This is a genomic window from Halosimplex amylolyticum, from assembly GCF_051414035.1.
Lineage (GTDB): Archaea > Halobacteriota > Halobacteria > Halobacteriales > Haloarculaceae > Halosimplex > Halosimplex amylolyticum.
On sequence record NZ_JBLKNW010000001.1, the window covers coordinates 79,963 to 98,562 of the forward strand.

Consider the following 18,600-nt stretch of genomic DNA (forward strand, 5'->3'; position numbering starts at 1 on the left):
CGAACACCCCGCGAACAGGAGCGAGCCGGCGGAGACGCCGCCGAGAAATCGCCCGCGGCTGGTGCTTTCGAGAATCGATGGGATACTCCGAGTCGGTCTCATTCTTCACTGTCCCGTGTCGGAGTCGCGGGGAAAAGGTTTCGGCAGGCCACGAACGCGCCGGTTTCCGACCGTCGAACTACGCCCGCTCCGCCGGTAGCCGCCCTACCGTAGCGCGAGCACGTCGGCCATCGCCTCGTCGGGGTCGCCGGTCGGGGAGAACTCGCAGCCGACGTAGCCGTCGTAGCCGGCGTCGTCGAGCGCGGCGAAGACGTTCCCGTAGTTCAACTCGCCGCTCCCGGGCTCGTGACGCCCGGGCACGTCCGCGACGTGGACGTGCCCGATCCGGTCGACGTTCTCGGTCACGGTGTCGATGACGTTGCCTTCCGTGACCTGCTGGTGATACGCGTCGTAGAGGAGCTGTACGTTCGGCGAGCCCACCTCGTCGACGATCTCGAAGCCCTCCTCGGCGGTCGTCAGGAAGTACCCCGGGTGGTCGACCTCGGTGTTGAGCGGTTCGAGCACGAGCGTCACGCCCGCCGCTTCGGCGTCGGGCGCGACCCGCGAGAGCACGTCGACGATATTCTCGTGCTGGGCCTCCCGGTCGAGGCCGTCCTGGTCGGGGCCGGTCGTGGCGATGAGCGTCGGGATGTCCCGCTCGTCGGCCATCGCGATGGACTCGCGGATCGTCTCGACGGCGTCGTCCGCTTCCGCTGGATCGGTCAGCGTCCCGCCGGCGACACAGCCGACGATGGGAACGCCGGCGTCCGCGGCGGCCGCGTCGACCGCGTCCAGGTCCTTCTCGCGCCAGCCCCAGAACTCGACGGCGTCCGCGCCCGCCGCTGCGGCCCGTTCGATCCGATCCTCGAAGGGCTCGTCGTCGTACACCATCTCGACGCACACCGAGAGGTCGACCATCTACTCGTCCTCCTCGCGGGGGGCCGGGTCGAGCTCGCCGGCCTCGACCATCGCTTCGAGCGGGTTGCCGTCGATATCGAGCGGGAGGTCGATCCGGGCGCGGCGGCGCGCCGACTCCCAGGTCCCGAAGATGATCTCCGTCGCCGTGAGCGCGTTCGCGGCGGAGAGTTCCGGCTCCTCGCCCGCTTCGAGACAGCGGACGTTCTCGGCGATGGCGCGGTCGACGAACGCCCAGTCGTGGAGGCCGTCCTCGGTCTCCACGGCCTCCCACTCGCCGTCGGTGCGGATCCGGAGCGCCGGGGGCTCCTCCTCCCCGTCGCCGTGCGGGCCGACCTCGATGGTCCCCTCAGTCCCGACGAGGCGGTTGTGGCAGGCGAACGCGGCGGCCGGGCCGCCGTCGCCGGACGCGTCGACGCCGCCCATCCCGTGGACGCCGTTCTCGTACTCCCACTGGACCATCGCCTGGTTCTCGTTGTGGGTGCCGAACAGGACGTTCTCGGTGTCGTAGTGGACCTGCCCCATCACCCACTCGGCGCGGGCCTCGTCGGCGAAGTAGTTGCACAGGTCGATCGAGTGGCTCCCGTAGTCGAAGATGCCGACCGGCGCGGCGAACTCCACGCGCTCCAGTTCGCCGATCGCGCCGTCGTCGAGCAGGTCCTTGGCCGTCCGAACGGCGTCGGAAAAGCGGCGCTGGTGGTTGAACGTCACCTGCACGTCGTGTTCCTCGGCGGCATCGGCCATGCGCTCCGCGCCGCCGAACGTGTCGGCCATCGGTTTCTCGCAGTGGACGGCCGCGACCGCGTCGTGCTCGACGCAGTCGACGACGATGTCGGCGTGGATCGACGGCGGCACGCAGACCGAGACGATCTCGGGTTCGACCGCGTCGAGCATCGCGCCGTAGTTCTCGAAGACGGCGTCCTCGTCGATGGCGAACTCGTCGGCGAACGCCTCGGCGTTCTCGCGGACGATGTCCGCGCAGGCGACGAGGTCGCAGTCGTCGTGGTTCTCGTAGCCGGCGGCGTGGTGATACGCCATCGCGTAGCCGTCGCGGCCGGGGTCGTCTGGCTCCGCACCGGTACCTATCACTGCAACGCTGTGGGCCATACCCTGTCGTGCACTCCGGCCGATAAAATAGTACGTGACCGCGGCGGGGACCGCCGGGACCGCCGGGACCGCGCCCGGCTCTGGACCCGATCAGGTGTCGTCCCGGAGGACGCGCGCCCGATCAGGTGTTGTCTTCGAGGACGCGCACGTCGTCGAGCAGGCCCGTGCCGCGCGTGCCGATGCCGCCTTCCGTGAACTCGGTGTCGAGTTCGGTCGTCTGGGTCGTCAGTTCGTTGCCGTCCGGGTCGTTCAGCGTGACGACGACCTCGTCCGGTTTCCAGTCGACCACGACCTCGTAGAAGGCGTTCGGGGTGGTCGCGCCGAGCGACTTCTCGAACTGCCTGGTCCCGTCGCGTGACCAGAACTGGAAGCGCCAGTCGTCCTCGCCGCTCTTCCACATCCGGATGAAGTGGAAGGGGAACGACGAGTCGGCGTCGAGCGACTTCGCGCCCCCGAAGGCGAAACAGGCGTTCTGCGCGGCGTCGGTCCAGCCGATCTTCGCGGAGAACTTCGTGCCCTCGGCGGGCATCCTGTCGAGGTCGGAAGCGAGCAGTTTCGAGTTCTCGCCGCCGGTCCCTTCGAGCCGGTAGCTCCCGGAGGGGACCGGGGCGTCCTGGTTGACCGTGTAGTCGCCCGTCGACCCCTCGTACTCGTCGATGTCGCCGTCCTCGAAGTCGTCGACGACGCCCGGACTGGTGTCGTAGTCCCAGGACACGTCGCTCCCGCCGTCGCCGCCGCCGCCGTCGTCACCGCTGCTCTCGACGCCGATGTTGGCCTGCGGGCGGTCGACGATGTAGTCGAGGTCCACGTCCTCCCCGGGGTCGGCCGTCCACTCCACGACGAGGTTCCACTGGTCGCCGGTCCACTCGAAGTGGTGGTCGTAGGCGAACGCGCCGCCCGGCGCCGTTCGGGGCTTGGCGCGCAGGTCGAGCGTCACGCCGCCCTGGTCGGTGACGCCCTCGACGCGGGCGGCCGGGCTGGCGCCCGACGACAGGGTCACCGTGCCGTGGTCGACGCCGCCGGCGAGGTTGTCGCGGACGACGGAACTGGGCGCGAACAGGCTCATGTTCGCCTCCGTGCCCGCGTCCCGGAGGTCGTTGTCGACGAAGCGGTTGTTGGCGGTTTCCGGTCCGGTCTCCTTGATGCCGAAGGTCTGGGTCTTCTCGTCCTGCGTGTCGACGACCCGGACGTTGCTGATCGAGACGGCCTCGGCCGGGTCGTGGCGATCGGAGCTACGCGAGTCGACGCGGATGGCCTCGCCCTTGCAGTCCTTGAGGATGCCACCCTGGACGGTGAAGCGCTGACAGTCCTGAATGAGCATCCCGTGAGCGTCGGTGTGGCGAATGTTCACCTCGCCGATGGTGATGTCGTGACACCCGGAGACGCCGAAGACGCCGCGGGCGCCGCCGTTGGCGACGACCTGCCCGCAAGTCACGTCGTGGGCGCCGTTGGCGACGCGGAAGGTGGCGTAGCCGCCGCCCACGTCCACGTCCTTGCCGACCACGGCGCCGACAGTGGTGTCGGTCGTGTCGTTCAACAGGACGCCGGCGTAGTTCGGGTTGTTCGCGACGACTTCGCCGACCTGCAAGCGGTCGACGGCGTATGTCTCGAAGGCGTGGCCGACCGTGTTCTCGATGTAGGCGGTGTCGACCTGGATGTCCGTCGAGCGGATCGTGTCGTCGCCCCGCCCCTCCGCGAAGCCGTCGATCCGGACGCCGCCGCCGGTCGCCTCGATGATACTGTCTTCGGGCGTACGGATGTCGACGTGACCGAAGTAGACGTTCGAGACGCTCCGGAACCAGATCGCCGAGCGGAAGTTCCCGCTGATCGCGACGCGCGGGATCTCGATCTCCTCGGCGTTCAGCGCCCGGAGCGGTCGGATCAGCGCCTCGTTCTCGTCCTCGACGTAGATCGTCCCGCGGAAGTCGACGATGGTGTAACTGGGGATGTCGATGGCGAGGACGTCGCCGTCCCACTCGTGAGGTCCCATCGTCCCCGAGCAGGCGACGACGACCTTCTCTTTCGTCGTCCGCCCGTCGGTGAGGCTGTCGACCGCCGCCTGGACCGCCTCGGTGAAGTTCTCCCCGCTGTAGACCGTCTCCTCGACACCGTCGGCGTGGTAGGTCCCCTCGGGGCCCTGCCAGACGAGGACGTCCGCGTCCCGCGCGGCGGTGCGGACGTTGCCCAGCGTCGCCCCGCTCGCGTCGAACTCGCCGACGTTCCGCAGGTCGTAGTCCTGTGCGTCGACGTGCTGGTTCCACTTGCGGGTGGGCTCGTTGTCGTTCCCGTTATCGTCGTCCTCCTCCTGGGCCGCCGCGACGCCGCTCGCCCCCGCGAGCGTCCCGACGCCGAGCAGCGCCATCGCCGCCCGTCGCGTCATCGTGAGCCCGCCCGCGTCGCTACTCCGTGTGCCGTGACTGTTGCTATCGCGCATCACACAGTCGACTCGAATACCACCCATTTATAATTATTGAAAAATTTCGTAGTATTCCAGCCTTTTTGGCAGCTTCGTTGTCACGTACTGGCCGAATGGCGATCCGGTCGGATGCCCACGCGACGTGGTGGGCGAGCGGGACTCGCGGTTTCGGCGGGCGGCTCCCACCGGGGCGTCATCGCGGTCCGGGGTTCCCCGTTCGGTATCACTAAGCGGACGACCGGCCAACGGACGTCCATGGGATCCGCAACGTACGACTTCGGGGACCAGACAGTGGTCGTCACCGGCGGCAGTTCGGGCATCGGGCGCGCGGTCGCCCGGCGGTTCGGCGCGGCGGGCGCGACGGTCGTCGTCGCGGACGTGCGCGAACGGCCGAAAGAGAGCGGTCCGCCGACCCACGAGGTCATCGAGGACGCGGGCGGCCGGGCGACGTTCGTGGAGACGGACGTCTCCGATCCCGGGGAGGTCGCCTCGGTCGTCGAGGCGGCCCGCGAGTTCGGCGGCGTCGACGTGATGGTCAACAACGCCGGTATCTTCCGCGGCGCCCCGCTGCTCGACGCCGACCCCGAGACGTTCGACCGGGTCTACGGCGTCAACGCGCGCGGCGTCTTCGCCGGGATGCAGGCGGCCGCCCGGGACATGCTCGACCGCGACGAACCGGGAACGATCGTCAACACCGCGTCGATCAGTTCCGAACTCGCCCAGACCGAACACGCGATGTACGACGCCTCGAAGGGCGCGGTGATGATGCTCACGCGCGTCGCGGCGCTCGAACTCGCCGAACACGGCGTTCGAGTCAACGCGGTCGCCCCCGGGGCCGTCGAGACGGGTATCGGCTCCGACGACACGACCGAGTCCGAGACGGACGTGATCGACGTCGAGAAGTCGGCGCCGATGGGCCGTTCGGCGTCGCCCGAGGAAGTCGCTGGCTCGTACCTCTTCCTCGCCAGCGACGACGCGTCGTTCGTGACCGGGCACCTCCTCTACGTCGACGGCGGGTACGCGGTCGTCTGAACTGGACCCTCTCAGACCGAACTGAACGTCCAGAGCTGGTTGTCGGCGCCCTTGTCCGTCCACTGGAGGACGTTGGCGCCGTCGCCGGTGGAGGCGCCCTCCACGTCCGCGACGTAGCCGCTGTTGACGTTCTGGATCGTGTACTCGCCGCCGCCCTGGTCGACGAGCGTCCAGCGCTGGTGGGACCCGCCGTTGTCCGACCACTGCTGGACGTTGTCGCCCTCGGTGGTCGACGCGCCCTCGACTTCCATCACCTTGCCGCTGTTGACGTTCGTGAACGTGTACTCGCCGTTACCCTGGTCCTGCACGTCCCACTGCTGGCACGAACACCCGGTGTCAGAGTACTGCTGGACGTTCGCGCCGTCGCTCGTCGAGGCGTTGGCCACTTCGAGGAGGTTGCCGCTGTTGACGTTCGTGACGTAGTAGGTCCCCGAGGAGATGGGACCGCTGCTCCCGCCGCTGCAGTTGGTGTTGCCGCTGACGGTCGTGTTCGAGGCGTACGTCTCGATGTCGCCCGAGCTGTTGTTGCAGAAGTCGTTGTTCAGGATGGCGTTGTCCTCCGTGTCCGGCCCGGTCTCGTAGACGCCGTAGCCCGAGTTGTCCTCGATGGTGAGGTTCTCGACGGTGACGTTCTGCGTGTAGGGGTGGGTGTCGCTGTCGCGGGAGTCGATCCTGATGCCGGCGCTCCCGGTGTTCGTGACGGTCCCGCCGTCGATGGTCGTGTCCCGCGTGTCCTGGATGAGGTTGCCGCCGTTGCCGTCGAGGTACACGTCGTAGATGTCGATGCCGCTGGACCCCGAGACGGTGAAGATGCCCCGGCCGCAGTCGACCGCGTCGACGCGGTTGACCGTGATGTTCGGCCCGGCGTCGTTCGCACAGCGGAAGCCGGCGTAGCCGCCGCCCTGGTCGCAGCGCGTCGCGTCGACGTAATCGACCGTCGCGTTCTCGGTGTCGTTGAGCAGGAGGCCACAGCCCGTGTCGACGTCGGTCGCCGTGACCGTCCCGATGTCGATGCCGTCGACGCCGTAGGTCTCGACGGCGTGCGTGCTCGACCCGCTGATGTCCGCGGAGTTGAGCGTGACGTTCGTCGTGTCGGGACCGTCCCGGCCGTCGATCCGGATCCCCAGCCCCGCCGAGAGGCTCATGTTGATGTCGTTGAGGATCACGTTGTCGCAGTGGGAGACCCGGATGCCGTACCGGGGATTCCCAGAGACGTTGAACCGCTGGATCTCGACGTCGTTGACGCTGTTCGCGCGCGCCGGGATGACCCACGGTTCGCCGCTGTCGTTGACGTTGATGTTCCCCGGGACGTCCAGGATCGTGTAGCTGGGCAGGTCCACGGCGTGGCGGCTGGAGTGACTGCCGGTGTCCCCGGTCGCGTCGACTCTGACTTTCTCCTTGTACGTCCGGCCCGACGTGAGGCTGTCGACCGCCGCCTGGATGGCCGCGATGAAGTCGCCGCCGTCGTAGACGACGCTCCCGCTGTCGACGTTCTCCGCCGTGAAGCCGCCGCTGCCGTTGTTGTAGACGACCGCGTTGTGACTGCTCGCCGACGCCGTGCCGACGAAGCTCCCTAGCGCGCCCGCGACCAGCGACGACCCCGCGACACTCAGCGCGCGCCGCCGCGTGACGCTCGAACCGCGCCCGTCGTCCGTCGGCGGGTCGTCCGCAGTTCTCGACGCCTTCTCGTCTGCCGATTTCGCTCGGTCGCTGTCGATACTACTGTCGTTGCCACTGTGTGGTGAGCCATCTTGTGTCATGGCTGCAAGTCGTTACCACACACTTCTTGATTGATAAATATTTATGATCTATCTGTAAATGGTGAATGAATGACATATGCGCAGGCGAGCGCGTCGAGTCGGCGACGGACGCGAGGGGGGATCGGCGCGAACGTGGGAATCTTGAAAGGGCGCGGCCGCGAACCCAGCATCGATGGCAGCCGACCAGCCGAACGTCCTCGTCGTGATGACCGACCAGCAACGCTTCGATACGATCTCCGCGCTCGGACACGACCACGTCGACACGCCCAACCTCGACCGACTCGCCGACCGCGGCGTCGCCTGCACCAACGCCTACAGCGGCGCGCCGATCTGTGTCCCCGCCCGGCACAACGTGCGGACCGGCCGGGAACCTGTCGCGACGGGCTACCTCGGCAACGACAAGCGGTCCGCCGAACACCTCGAAGCCGAACACGGCCCCTTCCTCGCCAGAGCGATGGGGAATCGAGGGTATCGAACCTTCGGGATCGGGAAGTTCCACGCCCACCCCGGCGACATCGACCTCGGTTACGACCGCCGGCTGACCGGCGACGACTACGCAACCGAACCTGGCGCCGACGGCGCGGCGGACACCGGGCGACTGGCCGCGATGAACTTCCTCCCTCAGTCCTGTGCCCTCCCGCCCGACGACCGCAAGATGTCGTGGATCGCCGACGAGGCCGTGACGGAGATCGAACGCGACACCGACGACCCGTTCTTCGGGTTCGTCTCCTTCTCGAAGCCCCATCCGGCCTGGAATCCCTCGCCGCCGTTCGACGACTACTACGACCCGGACGACATGCCCGACCCGATACGCGAGGACCGCGACCTCGACCACGTCGACGAGAAGATCCCCGCCCAGAACTACCACTTCTGGAAGGCCCGCGCGGACGACACCGGCGAGTCCACTATCCAGATCGCCCGCGCCCACTACTACGGCCTCGTGACGCAACTCGACCGGGAGATCGGTCGCGTGCTCGACGCCGTCGAGGCGCGCGACGACGCCGAGAACACCCTCATCTGCTTCGTCTCGGACCACGGTGAACTCCTCGGCGACCACCACGGCTGGGGCAAGAGTTCCTTCTTCGAGGAATCGACCCGCGTCCCGTTCCTCGTCAGCTGGCCCGAGCGCCTGCCCGCCGACGAGGCGTACGACGGTCTCGTCTCGCTGACCGACGTGTTCGGCATCGCGACGACCGCCGCGGGCGATCCCGACCTGCGCGACGGGGCCGACGTCCTCGGCGCGCTGACGGGCGAGGCCGAACCCCGCGACCGACTGTTCGGCGCCCACGAGACCCCGCGCGAGACGAGCCTGTTCTCCCTCCCGCACAACTTCACGTGCATGGTCCGCGAGGACGACTGGAAGTACGTCTACGCCGCGAACGGCGGGCGCGAGCAGCTGTTCGACCTCGACGCCGACCCCCGCGAGACGGTCGACCGCTCGGGCGACGAACCGGAGGTAGTCGAGCGCTGTCGCCGCGCCGCGGTCGAGTGGCTCCGCGAGCACGGGACGACCGAGTACCTCGACGGCGACTCACTGCTATCGATCCCCTACGAGCGACTGGAGATGGGCCGGTACCATCCGGGGACGTACGGGCCGCCGGAAGAGACCGCCGACGGCGAAAACTGAGCCTCGATAGAGTTCGCTACTGTGCGGCCGTTGGCGGTACCGCTCGACGTTATTCTCGCCGCTCGAAACTGTACGATCCCGCACCGACCTCGACCGCGACGCCGCCCTCTCGAACTTCGACGGACTCGATACCCTCGGGCAGGTCCGCGACCGGTCCGTCGGCACCGAGCAGCGGCGTCCCGTCCTCGGTCACCGACTCGGGTCGGCCGTCGCCCGGCAGGCGAACGGTCGCGGTGGCGTTCCAGGGGACGGTCACGTCGAGCGCGAACTCGTCGCCGTCGCGCTCCCAGTCGACCACGACGGGACCGCGTTCGGTCGGGACGCGGCCGTTCGCCTCGCTCAGTCCCTCCGCGGGCGGCGCGATTTCGAGGGTCGCGGCCCCGGGTGAGGCGACGCGGACGCCGAGTAGCGTCCGCTGGATCGAAGTCAGCACGGTCGCGCCCATCGCGTGAGACTCGCTGCGGTTGTGGCGTTCGTCGGCCGGTTCGAGCGTGCGACAGTGCCACGTCTCCCACGTGAACGTGCCGCCGACGTCGAGGATGTTCGCCCACCCGTCCGCGTCGGCGTCGGTCAGCAGGTCGACCATCGCTTCCGGGCGGTCGGTCCGGTCGAGCGCGTCGAGCAGCCACCGGACCATCATCGGCCCCATTCGCATCTCCCCGGCCGCCACGCGGTCTACCACGTCTTCGACTCGCTCGTCGGGCACCAGCCCGGTCGCGAGCGGCAGCGCGTTGGCGTGCTGGGAACTGTGGTCGCTTGCCGGGAGTGCGGTGTCCGCGCCATTCTCACCGGTCGCATCGCCCCCTTCAGTCGGGTCCGCACCGTCGACGTAGCGGTCGCCCTCGCGGAGATGCTCGTCGATGCCTGCCTCGATGACCTCGCGGTTCTCGTCGTAGTACGCGCGCTCGGCAGCCGGTCGATCGAGTTCGGCGGCGACGTCGGCCGCCCGGTCGAGGGCGTTCGCGCAGAGGACGTTCACCGTCGTCCGTGCCGGCCAGTCGCGGTCGTAGCCGTAGCGCATCTCCGGCGGCCAGTCGACGATGCCCTCGTGGTAGGGGCCGCCCTCGCCGCCCGAGAGCCGGGTCACGAGCCCGGTCTCCTCGTCGACGTGCTCGACCACGTAGTCGGCGACGGCGCGGACGACCGGGTAGGCGCGTTCGAGCGTCGCGCGGTCGTCGCTCTCGCGGTAGTACTCGTGGAGCCACTGGGGGAACGTGACCGTGAAGTCGGGGATGTCGCGCTTGCCGTCACCGTTCGGGTAGACGGCGTTGAACCGGCCCTCTGGCGCCCAGTAGCGGTAGTGCGAACGCAGGAACTCCCGGATGGCCTGCCGGCTCAACCGCCGTTCCCCGAAGGCCCGAGTGGTCACCGCCGAGACGTTGAACGCGTCGGCGAGGAACTGCCCCTTCTCCCGCGTGGGCGTGTCGACGAACTGCTCCTGGCTCCCGTACAGCGCGGAGTGACGGGCCAACTCGAACACGTTTTCGACCGTCTCGTCGTCGCACTCGAACGTCGCCGCGTTCGCGTCCGGCACCTCGTTGTGCGAGGCGACGACCGAGATCTGGTCGGGGTCGAGGTCCTCGCCGGGGTCGTCGATCTGCAGGTAGCGGATTCCGAGGTAGTTGAACGGCCGGAACGTCTGCTCGCCGTCGCGCTGGACGTACTCGTAGCGCATGTCCGTCCACTGGGTCCCCTCGGTGTCGTCGACGTACCCGTCCGCGGTCAGGCGATAGCCGGCGAGCAAGTTCACGCGGTGGCCGTCTGTCCCGTCGGCGAACGCCACTCTGGGAACCCCGGAGTAGACCTTCCCGAAGTCGACGACGTAGGTGTCCTCGCCGACGCGCTCGACCGACTCGGGGTCGACGCGGCGGTGGACGCGTTCGCGGTCCTGAGCGATCAGTCGCTCCCAGGGGTCGGTGGGGTGGGTGCCGACGACTTCGACTGGCTCCCACGCGGCGTCGTCGAATCCAGGTTCTGCCCAGCCCTGGGGAACGACGCGGCCGTCGATCGTCTCCACGGGCTCGGCGATCTCCTCGTTGCGCAGCGGCGCGCTCACCCACTCGGCCGGGCGGGTCTGCCACTCCCCGTCGGTCGTGATCACTCGTTCGCGCCCGTCGGCGAATTCGATCTCCAGTTGCGCGACGAACCCCGGTTCCGCCTCGGGCCGGCCCTGCCCCTCGCCGTTCCAGTTGTAGAGCGCGCCGACGGCGTTGTCCCCCTCCGAGAGCGCGTCGTCCAGCGCGACTGTCTTGTAGTACTGGAAGTCGGGATAGCAGAATGACTGGCCGCGGTCGACCGTCTCGCCGTTGACCGAGAGGGCGTACTGGTGGCTCGCGGAGACGTACGCCCGCGCTCGTTCGATTTCGCCGTCGAGTTCGAACTCGCGACGGACGTAGGAGAACTCCCCGCGCTCGAACCCGTCGGTGGGCCGACGGATCCACGAGGCCTCCCAGTCGTCCACGTCGAACAGCGCCGTCTCCCAGGAGGCCGGTTCGCTCCACGCGCTGGCCTCGCCGCGGTCGTCCCAGACGCGAACCGTCCAGTAGTAGGCCTCGCCGGCGTCGAGTTCCGGCCCGTCGTACCTGACCGCCGGCCGCTCGCTCCGCCGTTTCCCGGTGTCCCAGACGTCCGCAGAGTCGGGACTGAGCCGGTCCGAACTGGTGGCGACGAGCACGCGGAAGGCCGTCTGGCTTCCGCCGCGACGGTCGGTCGGCGCTCGCCAGCGGAGCGTCGGTTCGCGTTCGCCGATCCCGACCGGATCGACGGCGTAAGCTGTACGTAGACCTGTCGGTGGGCTCGCGTCGGCCATCTCGCTCCCTCGTTTCCTCCACCGGATAATAAAGCCAGCGAGTACAGTGTGAGAGCGATGGGCAATGACTCGAAGACGGCGAGTCCAGCGCGCACCTCGGCGAGAGTGAAACGAGCGATCGCACCGCCGGAGTCGCGAGAGCGAACGCCAACCGCGAAACAGCGACGCTCGCGAACGGCCGCTCAGTTGAACTCGGGGACGACTTCCTCGCCGAAGAGACGGATCTGGTCTTCGACGAGGTCTTTGGGCATCCCGGAGTGGTGGAAGCGCAGGGCGAGCTGGTTGAGCTCGAAGCGCTCTTGCATGGCCTCGATCTGTTCGACGATCTGCTCGGGCGTGCCGTAGATGAAGCGGTCGTCGGCCAGTTCCTCGAAGTCCTCGACCGAATCGGCGTTCATGAGCGGGTGGGAGAACTCCCCACCATATTCGTCGACGTAGGTGGTGTGGAGGTACTCCTTGCGCTCCATGACTTCTTCTTCGGTCTCGGCGATGACGGCCTCGCGCATCAGCGGGTGGTCCATCGACTCCCAGTCCTGGTCGGTCTCCTCGACGTGCTCTTTCTGTTGCTCTTTGCGGTCCTCGACGATACCGAGGTCCGCGACGACGCCCGGGACCCAGGCGTCGGAGAACTGCACGGAGCGGCGAATCTGCTTGGGCCCCCATCCGCCGATCCACAGGCTCGGACGCGGCTCCTGGATCGTCTTGGGCAGCGGCTGCCAGTCTTCGACCTCGAAGAACGGACACTCGTAGGAGATGGGTTCCTCGCTGGAGAGGAACTCGTCGATGAACTGGATACCTTCGATCATCCGGCCGGCGCGCTCGTCCATCGGCACGCCGAACGCTTCGAATTCCTCTTCGACGTACCCGAGGCCGACGCCGAGCGTCAGCCGGCCGTCGGAGATGTTGTCGAGCATCGCCGCGCGCTGGGCGACGTGCAGCGGGTGATACAGCGGGAGAATCAGCACGGAGGTGACGAGTTCGAGGTCCTCGGTGCCCTGTGCGATGCTCGTCAGACGAGTCAGTGGCGAGGGCCAGTAGTTGTCGCCTTCGGTGGCCTGATGGTCGTTGACCCAGCAGGTTTCGAAACCGACGTCCTCGGCGACCTGACACTGCTCGACGACACCCTCCCAGGTGTCACCGCCCTCTATCGGGAAAATACCGAATTTCATCGTGGTTCGTCAGCCACTGTGTGCGGTACTCACTTACCAATTTCGAGAGCGCTCGGCACCGGAAGTCGAGACCGGGACGCGAAGATTCTTGCCGCGTCACGCTGACCGATGGGTAGCGTGGATCGCACACTCTCGGCCGCGCGCCGGTCGCAAGTCGCCCTGGCGCTCGTCGCGATAAGTCGCGTGACCGCGGGAGCCCTGTTCGGCACGGCGATCACCGTCTACCTCGGCCGCAACGCCTCCCCGTTCGTCGTGACGCTCTCGTTCGCCATCTACTCGCTGGGACTGCTGCTGTTCGCGCCGGTGTGGGGGGCCGTCGCGGACGTCACCGGGCGTCGCAAGGCCGTCCTCGTCGCGACCGGTCTGGGTGCGGCGCTGGCGGTCGCTCCGCTGGCCGTCACGCGGTCCGTGCCACTGGAGATCGCCAGCCGCGGGCTGTACGCGGTGTTCGTCACGGGGTTCGGGTCCGTCGTGCTGACGATCGTCAGCGAGATGGGAGGCGACGCCGACCGCGGCCGGTCGATCGGCTTCTACACGAGTTTCCAGTCCGGCGGCGACATCGTCGGGCGACTCCTGGGCGGGTACCTGCTCGGACTCCTCCTCCCGACGCAACTGTACGGGGTCGTCGTCGCCATCGGCCTCGTGACGACCGTCTGCGCGGCGCTCGTGACGGACCCGACGACCGCCCGCGACGGCGACCTCACGGCCCAACGCCTCTGGCGCGACGTGCGCCGCCGTCTCTACCCGACCGGCGACCGGCGCGACCTCTTCCGGACGAACGGACTCGGCTGGCTCTACGCCGGGCTGACGCTCCGAAACATGACACAGAAGGGCGTCTCGTCGGTCCTCGCGGTCTACCTCGTGAGCGACGTGGCGCTCTCCGAGTTCGTCATGGGCGCGGTGCTCGCGGTCAGCCCGGCGGTGCGCGTCGCGGCGATGTACGGGCTGGGGCGACTCTCCGACGTCGTCGGCCGGAAGCGACTCATCGTCGCCGGGCTCTGTGGGGCCGGCCTGCAGGCGCTCGTTCTGGTCGCTGCGCTGCTCCCCGGGACGGCCGCGGCCCGCGCGCTCGTGAGCGGCGCCGCGCTGGTCGTCCACGCGCTGACGTTCTCGGCGCTCACCGTCGGCGCCGTCGCCTTCATCGGCGACGTCTCCCCGACCGACCGCGAGTCGGAGCTGATGGGCTATCGCTCGACCGCCCGCGGTATCGGCGGCGTGCTCGGCCCGCTGCTCGTCGGCGCCCTGGCGACCGTCGCGGACTACGGGTCGGCGTTCGCCGCGATCAGCGTCCTCTCGTTCGTCGCGGCCGCGCTGGTCGGCCGCACGCTCGTCGAGTCCCACGCGGGCGCGACAGCCGACGCCGACCCGGCGTCGGTCTGAGTCGCCCCGCGGCGGCCACCGGTACACCTACGGTCCCGCCGACCGCCGTTTCCCTATGCCCGAGACGGGAGCGACAGTGACGCTGACGGACTACCTCGACGACGAAGCGCCGACGGACACGGCGGCCGTGCAGGCGGCGATCGACGCGGCGGGCGACCGAGGCGGCGGACGCGTCGCCGTGCCGCCGGGCGAGTACGAGACCGGGACGATACGACTGCGGAGCGACGTGACGCTCCACCTCGAACCTGGGGCGACCGTCTTCGCGAGCCCGGACGAGGCCGACTACGCCGACGAGCGGGTCGGCCCCGACGGCGAACGTCCGTTCCTCGTGGCCGATGGCTGTCGGAATGTCGCGCTCACCGGCCGCGGCACCTTCCACGGCCGCGGCACCGAGATCATGCGGATGGACGAACCGATCGAGGGCCACTCCGGCGAGTCCTCGGCCCACCCGCTCGTCACGAGCGGGGCCCACGACGCCCGCCAGGGCGAGGACTACCTCGACCGGAGTCGTGGTACCGACGACTGGCCGGTCGCCAAACCGGGGTTCCGCCCGGGACCGATGTTCCTGTTCGCGGACTGCGAGAACGTCCTCGTCAGCGACCTCACGCTCCGGAACATGCCCTCGTGGACCCTCCACTTCGAGGGGACGACCGGGGTCGACGTCCGGGGCGTCGACATTCTCGGGAACAAGTACATCCCCAACAACGACGGGATCGCGATCACCGACTCCCGGGACGTGCACGTCTCGGACTGCACGGTCGTCACGTGCGACGACAGCATCGTCCTGAACGGGACCTCGGAGATCGACCAGCCCTGCGAGAACGTCACCGTCACGAACTGCACGCTGGAGTCGAACGCCTGCGCGATCAAGTTCGGGTCGTCGACCGACGGGCCGATGCGGAACTTCTGCTTCCAGAACGTCGCGATCCGCGACACCAACCGCGGACTGGGTATCCAGCACCGAGACAGTGGCACGCTCGAGAACGTGCTGTTCAGCGATATCGTCGTCGAGACGCGCCTGCTCTCGGGCCCGTGGTGGGGGAAGGCCGAACCCATCTACGTCACGTCGCTGCCGCGGACCGACGACACTGACCTGGGGAGCGTCCGGAACGTCCGCTTCTCGAACGTCGTCGCCCGGAGCGAGAACGGCGCGCTCGTCTACGGGTCCGAGGAGGCGTCGATCGAGGGGGTCACCTTCGACGACGTGCGCATCGAAATCGCCGGGAGCGAGAACAGCGACCGCACGGGCGGGAACTTCGACCTCCAGCCGACGGCCGCGGAGACGCCGATCGTCGAACGCGACGTCTCGGGACTCCACTGCGAGGGCGTCGCCGACCTCGCCGTGCGCGACGTGCGAGTCGACTGGGCCGACGACGTCCCGGCGTACTACGCCCACGGACTCGCCTGCGAGCGCTCCTCTGATGTCGATATCCGCGGTTTCGATGGTCGGCAGGCCCACCGCGACGGCGACGTCGCCGCGGTCGCGCTCCGCGAGGTGTCGACCGTCTCCGTCCGCGACTCCCGCGCGCGACCGGGGACCGGCCAGTTCCTCGCGACCGACGAGGTTCGAGACGCCCGCCTGTTCGCCGGCAACGACCTCGCGGACGCGGAGTCGGCCGGTGACCTCGACGAGACCGGGTTCACCACCTCCGGGAACGTTCCCCCGTCGTAGCGCGCCAGCACGTCCCTCTCGCGGGTCGCAGGCGGGGAAATAGCTATCACGACGCCGGCCGTCGGCGGGCACGTATGGCGCGAATCGCGTTCCACCTCGAGATCCAGGATGGCAAGCGAGACGACTACCGCGAGTGGCACGACCGCGTGCCCGAGGAACTCGAACGGGCCTATCTCGACTCCGACGCGGGCCTCGAGACGTACTCGGTCTTCGAGAAGGACGGCCACGTCTTCGGGTTCATGGAACTCGACGACCCCGAGGCGATCAAGGAAGTGCAGGCCGAGAGCGAGGCACAGGCCGACTGGGACGAGATCATGGACGACATCCTCGAAGACGCCGAGGACAGCTGGATGGACGAAGTCTACCGGATGATCTGATCCGTACGACTGCGACAGTCGATTCCGATACGTTCGACGGCGGATCCGGAAACAGAACTCGGTGAGCGGGGGTGTCGCGGACTACGAGTCCTCTGCGATCGGGTCGCTGTCCCAGTAGGGGTGGTCGTCGAGCGCACGGAAGCAGGCGCTCCGCTGGATCTGCGTCTCGCCGCCGACGTCGACGAATTCGGGGGACTCGCTCGCGCAGATCGCGCGCGCTTCGGGACAGCGCGTGTGGTACCGACAGCCCGACGGCGGGTCCTGCGCGTCGGGGATGTCGATCGTCCGGATCGGTGCCTCCCCCCTCGCTTCGTCTTCCCCCAGTTCGGGGGTCGCCCAGCGCAGCGCCTTCGTGTACGGGTGCTGGGGGTTCTGGATGATCCGCTCGGCGGATCCGACCTCGACGAGTTTCCCGAGGTACATGACCCCGATCCGGCCGCCGGTCTTCTCGGCGAGATAGCGGGCGTTCGAGAGGTCGTGGCTGATGAACAGGAACGAGGTGTCGAAGGCGTCCTGCAACTCGATCATGAGGTCCATCATGCCGACGCGCAGGCTCACGTCCAGCGCGCTGACGGCCTCGTCGGCGAGGATGAGGTCGGGGTTGATCAGCATCGTACGGATGAGCGCGATCCGCTGTTGCTCGCCGCCCGAGAGTTGGTGTGGGTACCGCTCGACGTAGTCCTCGGGAGGGGTGATGCCGACGTACTCCAGCATGCCGAGGATCCGCTCGTGGCGGTCGTTGCCGTCGAGCTCGGGGTGCCAGCGCTTGAGCGGCTGTTCGAGGATCGTCCGGACGCGCTGGTGGGAGTTCAGCGAACTCCCGGGGTCCTGATGGACGATCTGGAGCGCGCGCCGTATCTCCTCGTCGGCGAGCGAACTCGTCCCGCCGCTGCCCTCCCAGATGTCCCGCTGGCGGTACTCGATCGAGCCCGCGGTGGGTCGCTGCAGCCCGACGGCGGTCTTCCCGAGCGTCGTCTTGCCGCAGCCTGACTCCCCGACGAGCACGAGGACGTCGTTCTCGTAGACGTCCAGCGAGACGCCGTCGACGGCGGACACCGTCTCGTCCTCGCCGAAGTCGAGCCACCCGTCGTTCTCGGAGCCGAACGTGACCTCGACGTCGGAGAGCGACACGAGCGGCTCGTCGGCCGCTTTCTCGGCCGCGCTGGTGAACGCCCGCTCCTCCGAGTCGGCGAAAGCGACGTCGATGTCCTCGACCGACTGCTCCCAGTGGTGACAGTGGACGTCGTGGTCCGGCCCAGCGTCGTATGGGCCGGGATCGGACTCGACGCACTGCTCGTCGGCCAGCGGACAGCGCGGGTGGTACGAGCACCCGTCGGGGATGTTCACCGGGTCCGGGCTCTCACCCTCGATCGGGCGCATCTCCTCCAGTGGCGCCGAGAGATTGGGCGTCGCGTTCAACAGCGCCCGCGTGTAGGGGTGAGCGGGATCCTCCAGAATGTCGTCGGAGGGGCCGACCTCCGCGAACTCGAAGGCGTAGAGGACCGCCAGCCTGTCCGCGAGGTCCGCGACCAGCGGCAGGTCGTGGGTGATGAACACGATCGTGAGGTCGTGTTTCTCCTTGATCTCTTCGAGCAGCGAGACGATCGACCGCTGCATCAGGAGATCCAGCGCTGCCGTCGGTTCGTCCATCACGAGCACCTCGGGCTCCAGGACGAGCGAGAGCGCGATGAGGACGCGCTGTTTCATCCCGCCCGAGAGCTCGTGTGGGTACGAATCGAGCATCCGGTCGGGATCGAGGTAGAGGTCGGCCAGCAGCTCTCGCGCGCGGTCGATCCCGCGGTCGACGTCGTAGTCGTGGGCGCTGAGCGTCTCGACGAAGTGCGTCCGGATCGTCATGACCGGGTTGAACGAGCTCATCGCGCCCTGGAACACCATCGAGACCTCCTCCCAGCGGAACCGCCGGAGCTCCTCCTTCGAGAGGTCGGTGACGGAGACGGGATCGCCGTCCTCGGGCCGGTAGATCACCTCGCCGGTGGTGACGCCCGGTGCGGGGACCGCGTCGAGCATCGCCGAGGCGAACATCGACTTCCCCGAGCCGGATTCGCCGATGACGCCGACGATCTCGTCCCGGTAGACCTCGAAGTCCACCTCGTTGAGGACCTTCGACGTCCCGCGGTCCATCCCGTACTCGACGGACGTGCCTCGCAACTCGATGACGACGTCGTCGTCCGGTCGGGCGGCGCGCGCGTCGGACTGCGAGAGCGTCATCGGAACGCCTCCGGCGCGGGGGCTCGTCGCTCGGTGCGGCCGTTGGGAGTCGTCGTCGTGGGTCGAAT

General features: G+C 68.4%; 12 protein-coding genes. 5 read left to right on the forward strand and 7 right to left on the reverse strand.

Annotation, left to right across the window (positions count from 1 at the left end):
• Positions 1–204 precede the first annotated feature (204 nt).
• From ACMGFE_RS00350 to ACMGFE_RS00360, 3 genes are all read right to left on the reverse strand, one after another.
• The gene (locus tag ACMGFE_RS00350; RefSeq protein WP_436922946.1) at positions 205–957 is read right to left on the reverse strand and encodes a hydroxypyruvate isomerase family protein; all 753 of its coding nucleotides are present in this window, start codon (positions 955–957) and stop codon (positions 205–207) included.
• Positions 958–2,061 carry a Gfo/Idh/MocA family protein gene (locus tag ACMGFE_RS00355; protein WP_436922947.1) on the reverse strand — a complete coding sequence of 368 codons (1,104 nt, stop codon included), beginning with the start codon at positions 2,059–2,061 and terminating at the stop codon, positions 958–960.
• A gap of 121 nt (positions 2,062–2,182) precedes the next feature.
• Complete coding sequence (locus ACMGFE_RS00360) at positions 2,183–4,495, reverse strand: RICIN domain-containing protein (protein WP_436922948.1); 2,313 nt, start codon at positions 4,493–4,495, stop codon at positions 2,183–2,185.
• A 237-nt stretch (positions 4,496–4,732) separates the two neighbouring features.
• Here ACMGFE_RS00360 and ACMGFE_RS00365 point away from each other — a divergent pair, with 237 nt between their 5' ends.
• The gene (locus ACMGFE_RS00365) at positions 4,733–5,509 is read left to right on the forward strand and encodes an SDR family NAD(P)-dependent oxidoreductase (RefSeq protein WP_436922949.1); all 777 of its coding nucleotides are present in this window, start codon (positions 4,733–4,735) and stop codon (positions 5,507–5,509) included.
• An 11-nt stretch (positions 5,510–5,520) separates the two neighbouring features.
• On the opposite strand, the gene ACMGFE_RS00370 is transcribed toward ACMGFE_RS00365, so the two are convergent.
• The gene (locus tag ACMGFE_RS00370) at positions 5,521–7,269 is read right to left on the reverse strand and encodes an RICIN domain-containing protein (protein ID WP_436922950.1); all 1,749 of its coding nucleotides are present in this window, start codon (positions 7,267–7,269) and stop codon (positions 5,521–5,523) included.
• A gap of 172 nt (positions 7,270–7,441) precedes the next feature.
• Here ACMGFE_RS00370 and ACMGFE_RS00375 point away from each other — a divergent pair, with 172 nt between their 5' ends.
• A complete protein-coding gene (locus ACMGFE_RS00375; protein WP_436922951.1) occupies positions 7,442–8,896 on the forward strand; it encodes a sulfatase family protein in 1,455 nt (484 codons plus the stop codon).
• A 49-nt stretch (positions 8,897–8,945) separates the two neighbouring features.
• Here ACMGFE_RS00375 and ACMGFE_RS00380 read toward each other — a convergent pair whose 3' ends face one another.
• Together ACMGFE_RS00380 and ACMGFE_RS00385 are read right to left on the reverse strand one after the other, a co-directional pair.
• Positions 8,946–11,705, reverse strand: a complete 2,760-nt coding sequence (locus tag ACMGFE_RS00380) for a family 78 glycoside hydrolase catalytic domain (RefSeq protein WP_436922952.1) — start codon at positions 11,703–11,705, stop codon at positions 8,946–8,948.
• Between the two features lie 182 nt (positions 11,706–11,887).
• Positions 11,888–12,874: an LLM class flavin-dependent oxidoreductase gene (locus ACMGFE_RS00385; RefSeq protein ID WP_436922953.1), complete on the reverse strand. Its 987-nt coding sequence runs from the start codon at positions 12,872–12,874 to the stop codon at positions 11,888–11,890.
• A 117-nt stretch (positions 12,875–12,991) separates the two neighbouring features.
• Here ACMGFE_RS00385 and ACMGFE_RS00390 point away from each other — a divergent pair, with 117 nt between their 5' ends.
• The 3 genes from ACMGFE_RS00390 (at position 12,992) to ACMGFE_RS00400 (ending at position 16,303) form a co-directional block, all read left to right on the forward strand.
• Positions 12,992–14,254, forward strand: a complete 1,263-nt coding sequence (locus tag ACMGFE_RS00390; RefSeq protein WP_436922954.1) for an MFS transporter — start codon at positions 12,992–12,994, stop codon at positions 14,252–14,254.
• 55 nt (positions 14,255–14,309) lie between these two features.
• Complete coding sequence (locus ACMGFE_RS00395) at positions 14,310–15,926, forward strand: glycoside hydrolase family 28 protein (RefSeq protein ID WP_436922955.1); 1,617 nt, start codon at positions 14,310–14,312, stop codon at positions 15,924–15,926.
• 74 nt (positions 15,927–16,000) lie between these two features.
• Positions 16,001–16,303, forward strand: a complete 303-nt coding sequence (locus ACMGFE_RS00400; RefSeq protein ID WP_436922956.1) for an L-rhamnose mutarotase — start codon at positions 16,001–16,003, stop codon at positions 16,301–16,303.
• An 81-nt stretch (positions 16,304–16,384) separates the two neighbouring features.
• Here ACMGFE_RS00400 and ACMGFE_RS00405 read toward each other — a convergent pair whose 3' ends face one another.
• Entirely contained in the window at positions 16,385–18,532 is a 2,148-nt protein-coding gene (locus tag ACMGFE_RS00405) for a dipeptide ABC transporter ATP-binding protein (protein ID WP_436922957.1), read from the reverse strand.
• Between the last annotated feature and the right edge of the window lie 68 nt (positions 18,533–18,600).

Bases quoted from the DNA above. Each gene is read 5' to 3' on its own strand.
- ACMGFE_RS00405 (WP_436922957.1), bottom strand. From the start codon at position 18,532: ATGACGCTCTCGCAGTCCGACGCGCGCGCCGCCCGACCGGACGACGAC.
- ACMGFE_RS00365 (WP_436922949.1), top strand. From the start codon at position 4,733: ATGGGATCCGCAACGTACGACTTCGGGGACCAGACAGTGGTCGTCACC.
- ACMGFE_RS00395 (WP_436922955.1), top strand. From the start codon at position 14,310: ATGCCCGAGACGGGAGCGACAGTGACGCTGACGGACTACCTCGACGAC.
- ACMGFE_RS00355 (WP_436922947.1), bottom strand. From the start codon at position 2,061: ATGGCCCACAGCGTTGCAGTGATAGGTACCGGTGCGGAGCCAGACGAC.
- ACMGFE_RS00380 (WP_436922952.1), bottom strand. From the start codon at position 11,705: ATGGCCGACGCGAGCCCACCGACAGGTCTACGTACAGCTTACGCCGTC.
- ACMGFE_RS00360 (WP_436922948.1), bottom strand. From the start codon at position 4,495: ATGCGCGATAGCAACAGTCACGGCACACGGAGTAGCGACGCGGGCGGG.
- ACMGFE_RS00385 (WP_436922953.1), bottom strand. From the start codon at position 12,874: ATGAAATTCGGTATTTTCCCGATAGAGGGCGGTGACACCTGGGAGGGT.
- ACMGFE_RS00400 (WP_436922956.1), top strand. From the start codon at position 16,001: ATGGCGCGAATCGCGTTCCACCTCGAGATCCAGGATGGCAAGCGAGAC.
- ACMGFE_RS00350 (WP_436922946.1), bottom strand. From the start codon at position 957: ATGGTCGACCTCTCGGTGTGCGTCGAGATGGTGTACGACGACGAGCCC.
- ACMGFE_RS00375 (WP_436922951.1), top strand. From the start codon at position 7,442: ATGGCAGCCGACCAGCCGAACGTCCTCGTCGTGATGACCGACCAGCAA.
- ACMGFE_RS00370 (WP_436922950.1), bottom strand. From the start codon at position 7,269: ATGACACAAGATGGCTCACCACACAGTGGCAACGACAGTAGTATCGAC.